The organism is Thioclava dalianensis (assembly GCF_000715505.1).
GTDB classification, from domain to species: domain Bacteria; phylum Pseudomonadota; class Alphaproteobacteria; order Rhodobacterales; family Rhodobacteraceae; genus Thioclava; species Thioclava dalianensis.
The window spans coordinates 49,802-66,235 of sequence record NZ_JHEH01000016.1 but is presented as its reverse complement, the minus strand read 5'-3'; the positions used below and the strand labels follow the sequence as shown (position 1 = coordinate 66,235).

At 63.0% G+C, this 16,434-nt stretch carries 15 protein-coding genes and 1 tRNA gene; 9 read left to right on the top strand and 7 right to left on the bottom strand.

The window, feature by feature from the left end; genetic code table 11:
• Nucleotides 1–34 precede the first annotated feature (34 nt).
• From pdxH to DL1_RS13050, 6 genes are all read left to right on the top strand, one after another.
• Entirely contained in the window at nt 35–658 is a 624-nt protein-coding gene (gene pdxH, locus DL1_RS13075; RefSeq protein ID WP_038066998.1) for a pyridoxamine 5'-phosphate oxidase, read from the top strand.
• A gap of 121 nt (nt 659–779) precedes the next feature.
• Nucleotides 780–1,334, top strand: a complete 555-nt coding sequence (locus DL1_RS13070) for a cold-shock protein (protein ID WP_081856342.1) — start codon at nt 780–782, stop codon at nt 1,332–1,334.
• The gene (locus DL1_RS13065) at nt 1,304–1,816 is read left to right on the top strand and encodes a DUF192 domain-containing protein (protein ID WP_074854697.1); all 513 of its coding nucleotides are present in this window, start codon (nt 1,304–1,306) and stop codon (nt 1,814–1,816) included. The genes DL1_RS13070 and DL1_RS13065 overlap by 31 nt, the downstream gene beginning before the upstream one ends.
• Before the next feature lie 42 nt (nt 1,817–1,858).
• Nucleotides 1,859–1,935, top strand: a tRNA-Pro gene (locus DL1_RS13060).
• Between the two features lie 528 nt (nt 1,936–2,463).
• Complete coding sequence (locus DL1_RS13055) at nt 2,464–6,132, top strand: vitamin B12-dependent ribonucleotide reductase (RefSeq protein WP_038066995.1); 3,669 nt, start codon at nt 2,464–2,466, stop codon at nt 6,130–6,132.
• A gap of 136 nt (nt 6,133–6,268) precedes the next feature.
• On the top strand, nt 6,269–6,523 hold the full coding sequence (locus DL1_RS13050; RefSeq protein ID WP_051693544.1) for a hypothetical protein: 255 nt from the start codon (nt 6,269–6,271) through the stop codon (nt 6,521–6,523).
• A 144-nt stretch (nt 6,524–6,667) separates the two neighbouring features.
• Here DL1_RS13050 and DL1_RS13045 read toward each other — a convergent pair whose 3' ends face one another.
• The 4 genes from DL1_RS13045 to DL1_RS13030 all read right to left on the bottom strand — a co-directional run bounded on the left by DL1_RS13045 (nt 6,668) and on the right by DL1_RS13030 (nt 10,492).
• Nucleotides 6,668–7,237: a hypothetical protein gene (locus DL1_RS13045; RefSeq protein ID WP_038066992.1), complete on the bottom strand. Its 570-nt coding sequence runs from the start codon at nt 7,235–7,237 to the stop codon at nt 6,668–6,670.
• 171 nt (nt 7,238–7,408) lie between these two features.
• Nucleotides 7,409–8,947, bottom strand: coding sequence for a tripartite tricarboxylate transporter permease (locus tag DL1_RS13040; RefSeq protein ID WP_038066990.1), 1,539 nt, complete (start codon nt 8,945–8,947; stop codon nt 7,409–7,411).
• Between the two features lie 10 nt (nt 8,948–8,957).
• On the bottom strand, nt 8,958–9,389 hold the full coding sequence (locus DL1_RS13035) for a tripartite tricarboxylate transporter TctB family protein (RefSeq protein ID WP_038066987.1): 432 nt from the start codon (nt 9,387–9,389) through the stop codon (nt 8,958–8,960).
• A gap of 113 nt (nt 9,390–9,502) precedes the next feature.
• The gene (locus DL1_RS13030) at nt 9,503–10,492 is read right to left on the bottom strand and encodes a Bug family tripartite tricarboxylate transporter substrate binding protein (RefSeq protein ID WP_038066985.1); all 990 of its coding nucleotides are present in this window, start codon (nt 10,490–10,492) and stop codon (nt 9,503–9,505) included.
• 170 nt (nt 10,493–10,662) lie between these two features.
• Between DL1_RS13030 and DL1_RS13025 the strand changes: the two genes are divergently transcribed.
• From DL1_RS13025 to DL1_RS13015, 3 genes are read left to right on the top strand one after another with little or no spacing between them, the layout of a single operon-like run.
• On the top strand, nt 10,663–11,334 hold the full coding sequence (locus DL1_RS13025) for a response regulator transcription factor (protein WP_038066982.1): 672 nt from the start codon (nt 10,663–10,665) through the stop codon (nt 11,332–11,334).
• Nucleotides 11,327–12,736, top strand: a complete 1,410-nt coding sequence (locus DL1_RS13020) for a sensor histidine kinase (RefSeq protein WP_038066978.1) — start codon at nt 11,327–11,329, stop codon at nt 12,734–12,736. Before DL1_RS13025 ends, DL1_RS13020 begins: the two co-directional genes overlap by 8 nt.
• The gene (locus tag DL1_RS13015) at nt 12,733–13,800 is read left to right on the top strand and encodes an ABC transporter substrate-binding protein (protein ID WP_081856341.1); all 1,068 of its coding nucleotides are present in this window, start codon (nt 12,733–12,735) and stop codon (nt 13,798–13,800) included. Before DL1_RS13020 ends, DL1_RS13015 begins: the two co-directional genes overlap by 4 nt.
• 30 nt (nt 13,801–13,830) lie before the next feature.
• Here DL1_RS13015 and DL1_RS13010 read toward each other — a convergent pair whose 3' ends face one another.
• From DL1_RS13010 to DL1_RS13000, 3 genes are all read right to left on the bottom strand, one after another.
• Nucleotides 13,831–14,397 carry a cysteine hydrolase family protein gene (locus DL1_RS13010; RefSeq protein ID WP_038066975.1) on the bottom strand — a complete coding sequence of 189 codons (567 nt, stop codon included), beginning with the start codon at nt 14,395–14,397 and terminating at the stop codon, nt 13,831–13,833.
• Nucleotides 14,398–14,433: 36 nt separating this feature from the next.
• Nucleotides 14,434–14,886, bottom strand: a complete 453-nt coding sequence (locus DL1_RS13005; RefSeq protein ID WP_051693543.1) for a MarR family winged helix-turn-helix transcriptional regulator — start codon at nt 14,884–14,886, stop codon at nt 14,434–14,436.
• A gap of 100 nt (nt 14,887–14,986) precedes the next feature.
• Nucleotides 14,987–16,381, bottom strand: coding sequence for an oligosaccharide flippase family protein (locus DL1_RS13000; protein ID WP_051693542.1), 1,395 nt, complete (start codon nt 16,379–16,381; stop codon nt 14,987–14,989).
• Nucleotides 16,382–16,434: the final 53 nt, after the last annotated feature.

Genomic DNA, 16,434 nt, shown 5'->3' with positions numbered 1-16,434 from the left:
CTAGGGCGTGGCTGTGCGGCGACAGGAGGCAGGGATGAGCGACCGGACCGGAATTTTCGCGGGCGATGACCCGTTTGCAATCGCGCAGGACTGGCTAGAGGCCGCAACCGAGAGTGAGATCAACGATCCAAACGCGATCGCGCTTTCGACCGTCGACGCCTCCGGCATGCCCAATGCACGGATGGTTTTGCTCAAGGAAATCGAGGGGCTAGCCCTGCCGTCGGGGGGCGCCTTCGTGTTCTACACCAATTACGGATCAGTGAAGGCGCGCGAGATCGAAGGCGCGGGCAAAGCCGCCTTCGTGATGCACTGGAAATCCCTGCGCCGTCAGATTCGGGTCCGGGGGCTGGTGGAGCGCGAAGAGGGGGCGCAGGCCGATGCCTATTATGCCTCCCGTTCGCTAAAATCGCGGCTGGGCGCTTGGGCCTCGCGACAAAGTGAGCCGTTGTCATCTCGCGCGAGCCTGATGGCAGATGTCGCCCGGATCACCGCGCGCATGGGCAGCAATCCCAAACGCCCGGAATTCTGGGGAGGGTTCAGAATCAAGCCCTTGGAGATAGAATTCTGGGCCGACGGGGCGTTTCGCCTGCATGACCGTTTCCGTTGGTCTCGCTCAACGCTTGCGGAGCCATGGGAAGTCACGCGGCTCAATCCCTGATCTCAACCGCGCAAAAAACTGGAACCTACTTGAATCGTGGGGGTTTTTCTTGAAGATGGCCCCCTCTTCCTGTCCCATCTCAAGGGTGACGGAAATCGATTGCGAACAAGGAAGCCCGAATATGCAGACGGGATGGAAAATGCTTGGCGAGGTGTCCGATACGCCGACCGAATTGACCGGTATCGTCAAATGGTTCGATCCGGTCAAAGGTTTTGGTTTCATCCTTGACGCCGAGGGCGGCCCTGACATTCTTCTCCATGCCAATGTGCTGCGAAACTTCGGGCAGGGATCGGTGGCTGATCACGCGCAGATCGCGGTGCGGGCGCAAAACACGCCGCGCGGGGTTCAGGCCGTCGAGGTGCTTTCAATCGAGCCGCCCGAGGGCGAAACCGTAGCCCCGATCGAGGATCTGGGTGAGAACACGGTCGAGGAAATCAACGCCCTCCCGCTTGAGCCTGCGCGCGTCAAATGGTTCGAAAAAAGCAAGGGGTTCGGCTTTGCCAATGTCTTCGAGCGCGACGAGGACGTCTTTATTCACATGGAAGTGCTGCGCCGGTCGGGCTTTGCAGATCTCGCACCCGGTGAGGCCGTGTGCCTGCGGGTGATCGAGGGCAAGCGGGGCCGGATGGCAGCTCAGGTGCTCGCATGGGACGCCGGTTTGCGCGCGCCGCGCTAGGCGCGGTCCCGGCGCTGCTGGCCGGGCTGTGGCTCGGGGCGCAGGCAGGGCCTGCGCGAGCGCAGGATGTGCCGCAATGCCGGGCGGATCGGGTGATCGTGAAACAGGCCGACCGGCTGAGCCAGTTCCTCGTCGAGATTGCGGATACCGAAGGCGAGCGCGCGCAGGGCCTGATGGGGCGTGAGAGCTTGCCCAAAAGCGCGGGCATGCTCTTTGTCTATCCCGATGCGCGCGAGGTCTCGTTCTGGATGCACAACACGCCTCTGCCGCTCGATATCCTCTATATCGACGCGGCGGGCCGGGTGGCCAAAATCGCGCGCGAGGCCAAGCCTTTTGATGAGACCCCGCTGCCTTCGGGCGCGCCGGTGCAATATGTGCTTGAGATAAATGGCGGGCTGTCGGATCTGCTGGGCTTATCGGAAGGGGCGGTCGTGGCCTATCCGGGCATTGATCAGGCGGGGGCTGCATTTCCCTGTCCGTAACCCCTTTCCTTGAGCGCGCACTGCGGCTATGGAAGGCGTCGTCGGGGCGTAGCGCAGCCTGGTAGCGCGTCTGTTTTGGGTACAGAAGGTCGTGAGTTCGAATCTCGCCGCCCCGACCATTTCCCCTCTTTTTCCGTGAGTCTGTGGCGCCTCCCGCTGCCTATCACTACATCTTGTGGTCTATGCTCGATGTGGCCATAGGGCCACGTTTGTGAAGATTGCGTAAAATCCGGCGCGGCCGCCGTCAGATGTCCACAAGATATTGTGGGGTGTGGATTGTTCGCCCACATTCACGGCACTGTGATTGCCAAGTCCCAGCAATATTTGAATTTTTCACCGCCCCTCCCACCAAGGTTATCCACAGCCCGGCTGTGCGTGAATCGTCACGCACCGCCCGGAAGGCTTCGGTCAACAGAAAAATGCGGCTTTGCTATGTGAAAGTTTCGTTGACGGAGCACGCGCCCTACGGCAGGTTGTGTCTCGTCAGCGGCAAACCCACCAGATGTAGTGGAGCAGCGGGCCAAGGGACAGAATATGCAGCGAGCGCCTTCCATTGCTCGCGACTCGCTTCCTCGGGGGCGGGGCCGGATCTGACTTTGCTTGCTCACAGCCGACTTTGTAACGCGAGCGATGGGGATATCGGGCAGATGAAGATCGAACGGACGTTCACGACAGAAGAGACCGGCGCCTATGGGGCACTGGCCTTCACGACCACCGCTTCGGAGATTCGCAATCCCGATGGCAAGGTGGTGTTCAGCAATGCCTCCGTCGAGGTTCCCAAGCGCTGGAGCCAAGTGGCCTCTGACGTGCTCGCGCAGAAGTATTTCCGCAAGGCCGGTGTTCCCGCAGCGCTCAAGCGCGTGAAGGAAAAGGGTGTGCCCGAATTCCTGTGGCGCTCGGTTCCCGACGAAGACGCGCTCGCCCAACTGCCCGAAGAGGCCCGCTTCACCGGCGAATCCTCGGCCAAGCAGGTGTTTGATCGTCTGGCCGGTGCCTGGGCCTATTGGGGCTGGAAGGGCGGCTATTTCTCGACCGAAGCCGATGCGCGCGCCTATTACGACGAGATGCGCTTCATGCTGGCCGAACAGATGGCCGCGCCGAACTCGCCGCAATGGTTCAATACCGGGCTGCATTGGGCCTATGGGATCGATGGTCCGAGCCAAGGCCACTACTACGTTGATTTCAAAACCGGCAAGCTGACCAAGTCGGCCTCGGCCTATGAGCATCCCCAGCCGCATGCCTGCTTCATCCAGTCGGTGCGCGACGATCTGGTGGGCGATGGCGGGATCATGGATCTGTGGGTCCGCGAGGCACGCCTGTTCAAATACGGCTCGGGCACCGGCACCAACTTCTCGAGCCTGCGCGCCGAGGGGGAATCGCTCTCGGGCGGCGGCAAATCCTCGGGCCTGATGGGCTTTCTCAAGATCGGCGACCGGGCTGCGGGCGCGATCAAATCGGGAGGCACCACGCGCCGCGCCGCCAAGATGGTGATCTGCGACATGGATCACCCCGATATCGAAGAGTTCGTGAACTGGAAGGTGATCGAAGAGCAGAAAGTGGCCTCGCTCGTGGCGGGCTCCAAGCTGCATGAGCGCGAGCTCAACGGCATCTTCACCGCGATCCGCGAGTTCGACGGCTCCGACGAATCCTCGGTCGATCCCAATCAGAACCCGGCCCTGAAAGCGGCGGTGAAATCGGCCAAGCGGGTGATGATCCCCGAGACCTATATCAACCGCGTTTTGCAATATGCGCGGCAGGGCTATGGCAGCATCGAGTTCCCGACCTATGACACCGATTGGGACAGCGACGCCTATGTGTCGGTCTCGGGCCAGAACTCGAACAACTCGGTGCGCGTCACCAATGCCTTCCTGCAGGCCGTCAAGGACGACGCCCCGTGGGAGCTGATCCGCCGCACCGATGGCAAGGTCGCCAAGACCGTGCGCGCCCGTGAGCTGTGGGAGCAAGTGGGCCATGCCGCATGGGCCTGTGCCGATCCGGGTATCCAGTTCCACGACACGGTGAATGACTGGCATACTTGCCCCGAAGACGGCGCGATCCGCGGCTCCAACCCGTGCTCGGAATACATGTTCCTCGACGATACGGCCTGCAACCTGGCCTCGATGAACCTGCTGACCTTCTACAAGAACGGCCAGTTCGATGCCGATGCCTATATGCATGCCACGCGGCTGTGGACGGTGACGCTCGAGATCTCGGTGCTGATGGCGCAATTCCCCAGCCAAGAGATCGCGCAGCGCTCCTATGACTTCCGCACGCTGGGTCTGGGCTATGCCAATATCGGCGGGCTGCTGATGAACATGGGCTATGGCTACGACTCGCCCGAAGGCCGGGCGCTGTGCGGCGCGCTGACGGCTGTAATGACGGGTGTGTCCTACGCGACCTCGGCCGAGATGGCGGGCGAACTGGGTCCGTTCCCGGGCTATGAGAAAAACGCAGCCCATATGCTGCGCGTGATCCGCAACCACCGCACGGCGGCGCAGGGCAAGGTCGGTGGCTACGAGAAGCTGTCGGTCAAGCCGGTCGCGCTCGATCATGCGGGCTGCCCTGATCAGCGTCTCGTGGCGCTGGCCCAGCAAGCGTGGGACGAGGCGCTGAGCCTTGGCGAGAAACACGGCTACCGCAACGCGCAGGTCTCGGTCATCGCCCCCACCGGCACGATCGGTCTGGTGATGGATTGCGACACCACCGGAATCGAGCCCGATTTCGCGCTGGTGAAGTTCAAGAAGCTCGCAGGCGGCGGCTACTTCAAGATCATCAACCAATCGGTGCCCGCCGCCCTTGAGAAGCTGGGCTATGGCTCGGCGCAGATCGAAGAGATGATCGCCTATGCGGTCGGTCACGCCAGCCTCGGCAATTGCCCCGATATCAACACCACCACGCTGATCGGTCACGGTTTCGGCCCGCGCGAGATCGAGAAGGTGCAGGCAGCTCTGCCCACCGCCTTCGACATCCGCTTCGTGTTCAACCAGTGGACGCTGGGCGAGGAGTTCTGCACCCAGACGCTTGGCATTCCCGCCGAGAAGTTGAACGATCCGACCTTCGACATGCTGCGTCACCTTGGCTTCACCAAGGCGCAGATCGATGCGGCCAACAACCATGTCTGCGGCACCATGACGCTCGAGGGCGCACCGCATCTCAACGATGAGCATCTGGGCGTGTTCGACTGCGCCAATGCCTGCGGCAAGACCGGCAAGCGCTACCTGTCGGTGGAGAGCCACATCACGATGATGGCGGCGGCGCAGAGCTTCATCTCGGGGGCGATCTCGAAAACGATCAACATGCCCAACTCCGCCTCGATCGAAGAGACGCTGGCCGCCTATGAGCTGTCCTGGTCGCTCGGGATCAAGGCCAATGCGCTTTATCGCGACGGCTCCAAGCTGAGCCAGCCGCTGGCCTCGGCGCTGGTCGATGATGACGAGGATGCCGAAGAGATCTTGGCAACCGGCTCGTCGCAAGAGAAAGCCGCCGTTCTGGCCGAGAAGATCATCGAGAAGGTGATCGTCAAGGAGATGGTGCGCTCGCATCGCGAGAAACTGCCCTCGCGCCGCAAGGGCTACACCCAGAAAGCCGTGGTCGGTGGCCACAAGGTCTATCTGCGCACCGGCGAATATGACGATGGCAATCTCGGCGAGATCTTCATCGACATGCATAAGGAAGGTGCGGGCTTCCGCGCGATGATGAACAACTTCGCCATCGCTGTGTCCGTGGGCCTGCAATATGGCGTGCCGCTGGAGGAATTTGTCGACGCCTTCACTTTCACCAAGTTTGAACCCGCCGGCATGGTGCAGGGCAACGACTCGGTCAAGAACGCGACCTCGATCCTCGATTATGTCTTCCGCGAGCTGGCGATCAGCTATCTCGACCGCACCGATCTGGCCCATGTGAAACCGCAAGGTGCAAGCTTTGACGATCTGGGCGGCGGTGTGAGCGAGGGCAAGCGCGAGGACGGCAATCTCGAGCCGATCTCGGATAATGCCAGCAAATCGCTTGAAGTGCTGCGCCAGATCTCCTCGACCGGCTACCTGCGCAAGCGCCTGCCGCAAGAGCTGATGGTGCTGCAGGGGGGCGGGGCGCAAGAGACGCTCGTGCGTCGCGAGATGCCCGCCCAAAGCGCGCAGGCGCGGGCCTCTGGCTCGACCGCTATCGCCTCGGGCGGGGTGACGATGGATGCCCGCGCCAAGGCCAAGATGCAGGGCTACGAGGGCGAGGCCTGCGGCGATTGCGGCAACTACACTCTGGTGCGCAACGGCACCTGCATGAAGTGCAACACCTGCGGCGCGACCAGTGGTTGCAGCTAAAGGGCAGGGGCCTCGGGCGACCGGGGCCCCGACGAGTTGAGACGGGCCGGAGCTGCCACCCCGGTGAGACTATGATGCCGGGGCTGCCACCCCGAGTTTCGCAACACCAAGGCTCCGCGACATCGCGGATGGGGGGATGACGGTGGAATTGATTGTTGGAAACAGGCGTGTGCAACCGCAAGAGCTGCGCGAGATCCCCGGCGGGATCGAGGCGGAGTTCTCGGGGGCTGCGCTGAACGTGTTGATCGATGCGAGCTTTGGCTCGGGCGACACAATCGAGCTGTGGCGCGGGGCGCATCTGCCCGAGCGCCTCGATGTGATCGACATCCGCATGGAGGGCTGCGCGACCACTGTCACGCTCAGCCGCGCGGGCGCGATGGCGCTGAACTGAGCGACGAGATCCGGGGCGGGTGCGCTCGCCCTTGACGCCGAGAAGGCCCAGGCGAAACGAATAACACCTCGGGCGGTGAAACAATGAGCCTGATCGGCGAAACTGACCCTCTCCATCCCCCTTGGAGAGGGTCTTTTTATGCGTCTAGTGGATCGGTGGCCGGATCAAGCCCGCGGCGCGTTTCTCAAGGGCGCGTTGCATTTCGTTGCGCTCGCCCGTGCCGTAGCCGCGCAGGCAGAGTCGCTCGACGGGCGAGAGCGCGCGCCAGAACTGATTGAGTTCTTCGTCGCGCAGGCGTCGCGGGGCGCCGCTTAGCCGCAGCTCGCAAATCCGCTCGGCCACGTCGAGGAGCCGCAGATGCAGCGCGATCAGCAGCGGCTCGAAGGCGGCCCGACTGTCTGCGTTGTTGCGCAGGTGCAAGAGTGCGCCCTCGCCGATGGTCATCGTCCTGGCGAGCCCCCAGCCTAAAATGTCGGCGGCGCGGTGCGGTGGTTTGGGAGCTTTGCCGGTCAGTCCATAGGTCAGGGCGAGGATCTGAAACTCGTCTTCGGGCAGGGTGCGCAGCACGGCCACACAGGCCCGCTCTGTCGCGCTTTCGGCCTCGTCCATATGGGTGCAATTGACAGCCGGGATCTCTCCTTCGGGGCGCTCTGCGCGGAGCAAGATGCCGCGAACGACCTTGTCGACTTTGCTCAGAATGGTGTCTGCGAACATATCCCGTCCTTACGATCTGTTTCGCCTCCCAAGGAGAAAAGATAGATCACGCACCGGACTCGTCCGCATTTTTTTGAGCGCGTTCGGGCGATCGTGAGATCACGTTTTTCGGAATGCGCATAAAAAAGGCGCCCGCCTTTACGGGGCGGGCGCTTGGAGTTTCTTGGTTGATCAGTCTTTGATCGAGCCTTCTTCATCCCGGCGCTGGGACATTTGCGATTTCACCTTGCGACCGAAGATGAGCGGCAGAATGAAGCCGATGATCGCGATGACCCAAAGCGTGATAGCCAGCGGGCTGTCGATCAGGGTGAACCAGTTGCCGTTATCGATGGTGATCGCACGGCGCAGGTTGCTCTCCATGGCGTTGCCCAAGAGCGTGCCCAGAATGATCGGCACCAGCGGCACGTCAAACTTGCGCAAGATCCACCCCATCACACCAAAGCCCACCATCACCAGCAGGTCGAAGGACGAGCCCGAGATCCCGTAGATCCCGACAAAGGACACCATCGCCACGATCGGCATCAGGATGCGCGGCGGCACCATCAGCACGCGGGTGAACAGCCCCACCATCGGAATGTTCATCGCCAGCAGCATGAAGTTCGCGATGAAGAGCGCCGCGATCAGGCCCCAGACCACATCGGGGTTCTGGGTGAACAGAAGCGGGCCCGGGGTGATGTTGAGCGAGAGCAGAACCGCCAGCAGCACCGCCGTCGTCCCCGAACCCGGCACACCGAGCGCGAGCATCGGCACCAGCGCGCCGCCCGCGGCTGCGTTGTTGCCTGCCTCAGGGGCTGCCACGCCACGCGGATCGCCTTTGCCAAAGGTCTTGCTTTGCGGGTCGACCAGCCGTTTCTCGAAGGAATACGAGATGAACGAGCCCAGCGAGGCGCCAGCGCCCGGAAGCACGCCGGCGATGAAGCCCAGCACGGTCGAGCGGAGCATTGTCGGCGTCGTCTGCTTGATCATCGACATCGGGGGCGACAGGCGGCCGATCTCAACTTTGCGATTGGTCGAGGCACTGCCGTGGCGATGCTCGAGGAAGATGAACACTTCCGACAGCGCGAAGAGGCCGACGATCGCGACGAGGAAGTCGATCCCGTCATAGAGATGGACCTCGCCGAAGGTGAAGCGCGGAACGCCCGTTTGGGTATCCACACCAATCATCGCAAGACCAAGACCGAGCGCTGCGGCAAAGGCCGATTTCGCCTGATTGGTCGAGGACACGCCGCCCAGCGTCATGAAAGCCAGCGCGAAGAGCGCGAAATATTCCGCCGGTCCGAAGAGAAGCGCGATTTTGACGAGCTGCGGGGCGAGGAAGATCAGACCCCAGGTCGCGAAGAACGAGCCCACGAACGAGGCGAGGCCCGAGAGCGAGAGCGCCTGACCGGCCATGCCCTTGAGCGCCATTGGATGCCCGTCGAGACAGGTCATCATCGCGGGTTCGTCTCCGGGAATGTTGAGCAGGATCGACGATATTCGCCCGCCATACATCGCCCCGTAATAGACCGAGGTCAGCAAGATCAGCGAGGGCGTGGCGCCCAGCCCCAGCGTGAAGGCCAGCGGGATCAGGATGGCCACCCCGTTGGACGGGCCGAGGCCGGGCAGGGCGCCCATGATGGTGCCCAGAAAGCAGCCCAGAAGGGCGAGCAGGATGTTTTGCCACGTCAAAGCGATGGCAAAACCGTCTGCGAGGGAAGAGAGGGTATCCATGGAAATCTCCTCAGATGCCGAGCGGACCACGTGCGAGCGACAGGCCCAGCACGAGGTGGAAAATGACGTAGATGCCGAGCGAGGTGCCGATGCCGGTGATCAAGGTGGCCAGCGGCTTCGAGCCGAGGCGCCATGTCAGATAGGCAGAGGCCAAGGCGGTCGCGATGACGAAGCCCGTGACCGGCAACAGCTCTGCATAGAGGATCAGCACCACGGTTGCGGCCAGCACCTCGACCAGACGGCCGACGCTGGGCCAGTCCGGCGAGGCATCGGGCTTGAGGATGATGGCAATCGAGGCGAGGCCTAAGATTGCCGCGATGATCAGCGGAAAGGCCTTGGGGCCGACCGCATCGGACAGGAAACTTTCCTCGATCTGCGTGGCTGCATAGGCGTAGCCAAGGGCGAGAACGAGGCCGACGATACCAAAAATACGATCGCTCATAGGGAGCTCCTTTTGGAAAACGAGTAACGGCTTTGGGGCGGGGGGGAGGCTGGTATGAGTGGGCGCCGCATTTTCATGCGGCGCCTCTTGGGTCAGCGGCGCTGAGCGCGCGCTTACTTGATGATCCCGATCTGCTTCGAGATGTCTTGGATCTGGTTCACCGATTTGGCGACGAATTCCTCGAACGCCTTGCCCTGCAGATCGAGCGGAGCCAAGCCGTTGGCTTCCATCGTCTTTTTCCACTCGGGCGAGTTGTAGAGATCGGTGATCTTCGACACCCAAGCGTCATAGGCTGCATCGCTCATGCCGCCGGGGGCGTAAAAGCCGCGCCAGTTCGCACCGATCGCATCGACGCCTTGCTCTTTGGCGGTGGGGAATTTCGCGAACGCACCCGTCAGACGCTCGGGGGCGAGCACGGCCAGCACGCGGATATCGCCGCTGTCGACAAAGCCCTTGGCTTCCGAGAGATCGCCACTGAACGCCTGAACCGAGCCTGCCAGAAGCTGGGTCACAGCCTCGCCGCCACCATCAAAGGCGATGTATTTGATCTTGCGCACGTCCTTGATGCCATAGGCATTGGCCGCGATCAGCACCTTGAGGTGATCCCAGCCGCCAACGGCCGAGCCGCCCGCCACGGAAATCGAGCTCGGATCTTTCTTGATCATATCCAGCAGCTCGGGCAGCGTCTTGATCTTGCTGTCGGCTGCGACCGCGATCACACCGTAATCCGCGCCGATCGAGGCGACCCAGCGAACCTGGTTCATGTTGTTGCCCGGATAGGCCCCCTGCGCCAGACGGGTCGCGGTGGCCGAAGAGGCCGCGACGATCAGGTTGTTGTCGTCATTGCGCTTGTTCACGACTTCCGCGAATGCCACGCCACCGCCGCCACCGGCGAGGTTGACGACCTGCATGGTCTGCTTGAGCAGGCCCAGATCCTGCAGCGACTTGCCGACCTGACGGCAGGTGAAGTCCCAGCCGCCGCCCGGGTTGGCAGGCGCGATACATTCAGGATTTTCCGGGGTGAAGCCCTGCGCCGAGGCGCCAATGGACGATACGCCGAGCACAACGGCTGCGACGGACAGGCGAATTGCCTTAAAAAACATGAGATAACTCCTCCAAAGTCATATCTGGCCGGGCTGTGAGGCCGCCCGGTCACCGCGCCGTCGCTCCGCACTTTGCGGTCTCCTCGCGATTGGCTATGAAGGGTGTACTGCTTCAAGCTGTCATGAACCTGTCACGGCAAACGGAGCAGATGTGAGGAGCCGGGAGCGGCATGAGAATTTTGATTGTCGAGGATGCGGGGGACGTGGCCGAGGTCGTGGCGATCCGGCTGGGCAAAACCGGTATGGCCTGCGATCTCGCCGAGAGCTGTGCCGAGGCTGAGGACTGTCTTGCAGTGCAGCGCTATGACGCGGTGGTGCTTGATATCAACCTGCCAGATCGCAATGGTACAGAGCTGCTGCGCGATATGCGCGCGCGGGGTGACCGTACGCCGGTGCTGATGCTCACGGCGCTTTTTTCGGTGGATGATCGGGTCTCGGCGCTCGATCTTGGCGCTGACGACTATCTGGTGAAACCCTTCGATCAGCGCGAGCTGGAGGCGCGGCTGCGCGCGCTCATGCGCCGCGAGGCCGATCAGAAATCCGACGCGATCACGCTCGGCCCGCTGGTCTTCTCGCCCGCCACGCTGGGGGCGACGCTGAATGGTGTGACGCTGGATCTGACCCGGCGCGAGGCCACGCTTTTGGGGCTTTTGCTGCGCAATCAGGGCAAGGTACTCAACAAAAAACGGCTATATGACGGGCTCTTTGCCTTTGACGATGCCGATGTCGGCCTCAACGCGATTGAGCTTTATATCGCGCGGCTGCGCAAAAAGCTCGCAGGCTCATCAGTTACAATCGAGACCCAGCGCGGGTTGGGCTACCGGATCCTGCTCGATGCTTAGGAGGGCCGCCGCTCCCTTGCATGCGCCGCGCTCGCTGCTCACGCGGGTGATTGTCGGTGTGCTGTCGCTTCTGGCCTTGGGCGGCGTTTTGATCACGCTGGCGGCCTTTGCCTATGGCAAAAGCGCGGCGCGTCAGTCCTTTGATCGGCTGCTGGTCGGCGCGGCCAATGACATCGCGGAATCGATCAATATCTCGGATGGCGCACCGGTGGCCGATATCCCGGTCTCGGCCTTTGGGCTGCTGGCGCTGGCCACGGATGACCGGATTTTCTACTCGGTGCGCGACACGAACGGGAGCCTTCTGACTGGCTATGACGATCCCGAAATCGCCTCCCATGTCGGGCGTGACGTGACGGTGCCGCAGTTCTTCGATGGTCGGATGCAGAGCGATCCGGCCCGTTTCGTCACCGTCGTGCGTCGGTTTTCCGAGCGCAGCTATTCCGGCAATGTCTTTGTCACCGTGGGCCAGACCCTGCAAGCGCGCGATGCAATGGCGCTTGATCTGACGCGAGGGGCGCTGTTGATCACCGGGCTCGGCGGGATTGCCCTCATCGTGAGCGCGTTTGTGGTGATCCGCTCGGCGATGCGCCCGCTGGAGCGGATGGCGCAGGAACTGTCGACCCGCGATCCCTATGATCTCACGCCGATCCGCGCCGATGGGCCTGCGGAGGTCGCGGTGATGGGACATGCGATGAACCGCTTCATGGGGCGGCTCGACCGACAGGTGGGGGCGATGAAACATCTGATCTCGGACACCGCCCATCAGCTGCGCACGCCGGTGGCCGCGATCCGCGCGCAGGCGGAACTGGCGATAGAGGATGCGCCCGATCATCGCGAGGCCCGGCTTGAACGGCTGGTGCGGCGCACGCGCTCACTGGGTAATCTGCTTGACCAGATGCTCTCGCGCGCGCTGGTGATCCATCGCACCGACAACGCCCCGCCCATGCCTGTGGATCTGCGCGATATCGCCCTCGAAGTGCTGGAATCGCAAGACTATCAGGTTCTGGCGCCGGAAGCGGAGGTCGAGCTTTGTATCGGCGAGACCGCGGTGATCGTGCTGGCCGATGAGATCTCGCTGAGCGAGGCGGTCAAGAATATGCTGGCCAATGCGCTGCGCCACGGGCGCTCGCCGGTGCGGCTGGGCGTGACGCCAGGAGAGGTCTGGTCGGAGATCTGGGTCGAGGATGCGGGGCCGGGCCCGGCGGCTGATCTGCTGGACCGGGTCGGCCAGCGGTTCGAGCGCTCGGCCAGCTCCAAGGGCGACAGCGCGGGTCTCGGCCTGTCGATCGTGCGCGCGGTGGCGCAGGCATTTGGCGGCACTCTGCGGATGGAGACGACGGCGCAGGGCTTTCGTGTGACGCTTGATTTGCCAAGCCAGACAGACAGCGAGGGGACGCAATGACATGGTCCGTTTGGCGCGCGATCTGCGCCTGTCTCATAGCGCTTTGGGCCTGCGCCCCGCCGCTTGCCGCACAAGAAGCCGCGCGGACCTTCAAAGCCCCCGGCGCCCATCCCACGACCGAGCTTCTGGTGCGCTCCACGACGGATATCGGGATCCTTGGCCCGACGCTCAACGCGTTTGTGGAGGCGCATCCCGAGCTTGCGCTGCGCTATGAGCAATGGGGCTCGAACGCGCTCTACTCGATCGCCCGCGCGGCCTGTAGAGGCGAGGGGCAGGCGGCGGATGTGGTGTTTTCCTCGGGCGTGCATCAGATGGTGGACCTTGTGAACCGGGATTGCGCCAGCCCCTATGTCTCGCCGCTGACATCCGCCTTGCCGAAAGATCGGCGCTGGCGCGACGAGGTCTGGGGGATTACGCAAGAAGCTGCGGTAATCATTTATAACAAGGCGCTGGTGCCAGCCGCAGACGCCCCGCGCACCCGGTTTGCCTTTCTCGATCTGATGCGGCGGGCCTCGGCGCGCTATCAGGGCAAGATCGCGACCTATGATATCGAGACCTCGGGCTTGGGCTATCTCTTTGCCTTCATGGACAGCCAGCAGGCGACGACATTCGGCGGCTTGCTGGAGGGGTTCTCGCGGGTCGATGCGGTGGCGACCTGCTGTTCGGCCGAGATCATCAAGCGCGTCGAATCCGGCCAATATCTGATCGCCTATAACGTGCTGGGCTCTTACGTCGAATCCGTGCCGCATGCCAATCTTGGGGTGATCTATCCCGAGGATTACACGCTGTTCCTGTCGCGTGCCCTGATGATCCCCAAACAGGCGGCGCATAAGCAGGCCGCAGCGTTGCTTTTGGATTTCCTGCTCTCGGCGCAGGGGCAGCGCAGTCTGGCGCGCAGCAATCTGGTGCAGCAGGTCGATGCCGAGGACACCCCGCTGCCCGAAAGCGCCAAGCGGTTCATCTCGATTGATCCCACCTTGCTGGTGGCGATGGATCGTCAGCGGCGCGCCCTGTTCGTTCAGAAATGGCGCGCCACCTTCATGGCCGATACAAGCGTGCCTTGAGCGGATCCGCTTGCGAGGGCGCTTTCGGGCTTAGCCCGGCTGCCCCTCAAGGAGCGCAAGCAGCTCCTCCGTAGTGCCGGTCTCGGCCAAGCGCGGAAAGATATGCGCGATACTCGCGTTATGGGCAGCCGCGTTGCGGTCGGTCATGGCATCGATGGGCAGCGTCACGTTGAAGCCCCGGTCAAAGGCGTGGCGCGCGGTCGATTCCACGCCGATGCTGGTCGAGATCCCCGTGATCACCACCTGAGTGACACCGCGTGCGCGCAGTTGATCCTCAAGATCGGTCGTGCCGAAAGCGCCAAAGCTGTGCTTGGAGATATGGATGTCATCGGCGGCCTGATCCAGCTCGGGGACGATCTCGCTGAACCCGGCGGGCGCTTGGCTTAGATCCATCACGCCGGAATCCGTGCGGCCTCCGGGGGCTTTGGTGACCCGCACGATCACGACGGGAAGACCGCGTGCCCGGAACGCAGCTGCCAGCGCATTGCTGCGCGCGATGATGTCTTGCGCTGGATGCACGACGGGGGAGGCGGCGATGCCGTTTTGCAGATCGATGATGATCAGGGCGGATTTCGGGTCGAGTGTCGTGATGGGCATGGGATGTCCTTGTCTGAAGAGCGGGGGAGGGGCGCCTCAGTGCTTTGCGATGCGCTGGAGGACACCTACCGTGAGTTCGAGATCGGCGAGTTCGTGCGGCTCGAAACACTCGGCCAGCACCTGACCCAACGCGTCGAGCCGATCGCCGCCTGCCTGTGCCAATTGCGCCTTGCCCTGCGCACTCAGCGATACCAGTGTGCGTCGCCGATCTTTCGGATCGAACGCGCTTGTGACATAGCCTGTGGACTGCAACGTCGCGATCGTGGCGCCCATGGATTGCGGGCGCACCCCGGCGGAACGCGACAGCTCGGTGATGGATTGCGTGCCTGACTGCTCAAGCTGTAAAAGAGCGAAAGACTGGCTCGCGCTGAGATTGGCGATGCCCTCTCCAGAACGCAGCCGCCTGTTTAGCAGGGCAACCACGGCCCGAAGCTCGGTGGCGAGGGCGCGGGTTCGTTCGGTGTGACTATCAACAACATTTACTTGCATGCTTTGTTTTTAGCGTAGGGATCGCGCTGTGGAAGACGTCCAGCGAGATCGTGAACATAAGTTACCCTGAGGAAGTCAGTATCTGGTGCGCGCGAAGCTTTCAGGTCAGGCGCCCACTGAACACGTGCCGCAGGCCCCGCATCGAGAGGAATTGCAGCGCCAGCAACACAAGCGCGATCAGCACGGTGCTTTTGGGGCTTTGGGCAACCGGACCGATCAGATGCGTGGCGCTTGCCGTGACGGCCAACGCGATCAGGGCCGTGAGAAGCGCGCCCCAGACCGGCGGCGGTTGCATCACCTGCCGTAGCCGCCACAGGGTCAGCGCAAAGCCCACCGCCTCTGCCGCCGTGCCCAGCCAGATCACATAGAGAAACGAGCCGGTTTCGCGCAGCACCAGATAGCTCAGCGGCAGCACCAGAACGCGCGGCAGGTTGCCCCAGAGCCCGTTGCTGCTTTGGCCTGCCGCCAGCGCCACGACATTCGGGCCGGTCTTGGCGACTCGCAGCGCCTGCAAAATGGCGAAGGGGATGAAAAGCCCGGTGAGGGCTGCGTATTTCTCGCCCAGCAACAGCGCGATTACCGGGCTACCCAGCACGAACACCCCGACCATCAGCACGGTCCCGGTCAGAAGCGCGGCTTCGAATGTGGCCGCCGAAAGGTCGCGAAACAGCGCGGGCTCGGCGGTCGCGCGCGCCGCCGACAGCTTGGGCAGGAAGAAGTTCTGGATCGTCTTGGCCCCGATCAGCGTCGGCGTCAGGGTTAGCGTGACGCCCATCGCGTAGATCGCCAGCGCCTCCATCCCCGAGAGGCGCCCGACGATGACCTTGTCGCCCTGAAACACCAGAAACATCATCGCCGCATTGATCAAAAGCGGCGCTCCGAATTGCATGGCACCGCGCATCTCGGCCAGATCGAGCCGCAACCGGTAGCGCCGCTCTGCCATCAGATGCGACGTGATCAGCCCCAGAGCGGTATAGATCAGCATCGCCCAAAGCGCGGTGTGCCAATCGCCAAAAATCCGCGCCAGCGGCCAGAGCGCCAGCAGCGCGCCAAAGGCGGGGATCGTGCCTGTCAGCAGCACCGGCAGATAGCGCCCATGTCGCTGCGCGCGGTGAATGTCGAAATGCTGCAAGGCGTTCATCAGCGGCACAAGTGCCAGCCAGCGATAGGCGGGGGAGGCTTGCGGGATCTGCATGAACTGCGCAATCGGACCCGCGAGCAGCACGAGTGCAGCGGCGGTCACCACCCCGCGCAGCACCTGAAAGCCCTGAAGGGCGGCCTGAAACTTCGGATCTTCGCCCCGCGGGGATTGCACGATTTGCTGATGCAGCTCCAGCGTCGAGGCCATCTCGAGCACCGCCATGACCATCGCGAAGGTCGCGGCCACCCCGTAATCGGCCACCGGGATCAGACGCGCCAGCACAAGGTTGCGCGCAAGCAGCAGCGCGGAGGTCGCGGCGTTTCCGCTCAGGATCAGGATGGCGCTGCGCAGCATCGATGGGGTGCCCTCGGGCCTTCTTGGGTCACCCCGATCCCGGGGCGCGTGCA

Coding starts and splice junctions, on each gene's coding strand:
- pdxH (WP_038066998.1), top strand. CDS start 35: ATGAGCGACCGGACCGGAATTTTCGCGGGCGATGACCCGTTTGCAATC.
- DL1_RS13070 (WP_081856342.1), top strand. CDS start 780: ATGCAGACGGGATGGAAAATGCTTGGCGAGGTGTCCGATACGCCGACC.
- DL1_RS13065 (WP_074854697.1), top strand. CDS start 1,304: ATGGGACGCCGGTTTGCGCGCGCCGCGCTAGGCGCGGTCCCGGCGCTG.
- DL1_RS13055 (WP_038066995.1), top strand. CDS start 2,464: ATGAAGATCGAACGGACGTTCACGACAGAAGAGACCGGCGCCTATGGG.
- DL1_RS13050 (WP_051693544.1), top strand. CDS start 6,269: ATGACGGTGGAATTGATTGTTGGAAACAGGCGTGTGCAACCGCAAGAG.
- DL1_RS13045 (WP_038066992.1), bottom strand. CDS start 7,237: ATGTTCGCAGACACCATTCTGAGCAAAGTCGACAAGGTCGTTCGCGGC.
- DL1_RS13040 (WP_038066990.1), bottom strand. CDS start 8,947: ATGGATACCCTCTCTTCCCTCGCAGACGGTTTTGCCATCGCTTTGACG.
- DL1_RS13035 (WP_038066987.1), bottom strand. CDS start 9,389: ATGAGCGATCGTATTTTTGGTATCGTCGGCCTCGTTCTCGCCCTTGGC.
- DL1_RS13030 (WP_038066985.1), bottom strand. CDS start 10,492: ATGTTTTTTAAGGCAATTCGCCTGTCCGTCGCAGCCGTTGTGCTCGGC.
- DL1_RS13025 (WP_038066982.1), top strand. CDS start 10,663: ATGAGAATTTTGATTGTCGAGGATGCGGGGGACGTGGCCGAGGTCGTG.
- DL1_RS13020 (WP_038066978.1), top strand. CDS start 11,327: ATGCTTAGGAGGGCCGCCGCTCCCTTGCATGCGCCGCGCTCGCTGCTC.
- DL1_RS13015 (WP_081856341.1), top strand. CDS start 12,733: ATGACATGGTCCGTTTGGCGCGCGATCTGCGCCTGTCTCATAGCGCTT.
- DL1_RS13010 (WP_038066975.1), bottom strand. CDS start 14,397: ATGCCCATCACGACACTCGACCCGAAATCCGCCCTGATCATCATCGAT.
- DL1_RS13005 (WP_051693543.1), bottom strand. CDS start 14,886: ATGCAAGTAAATGTTGTTGATAGTCACACCGAACGAACCCGCGCCCTC.
- DL1_RS13000 (WP_051693542.1), bottom strand. CDS start 16,381: ATGCTGCGCAGCGCCATCCTGATCCTGAGCGGAAACGCCGCGACCTCC.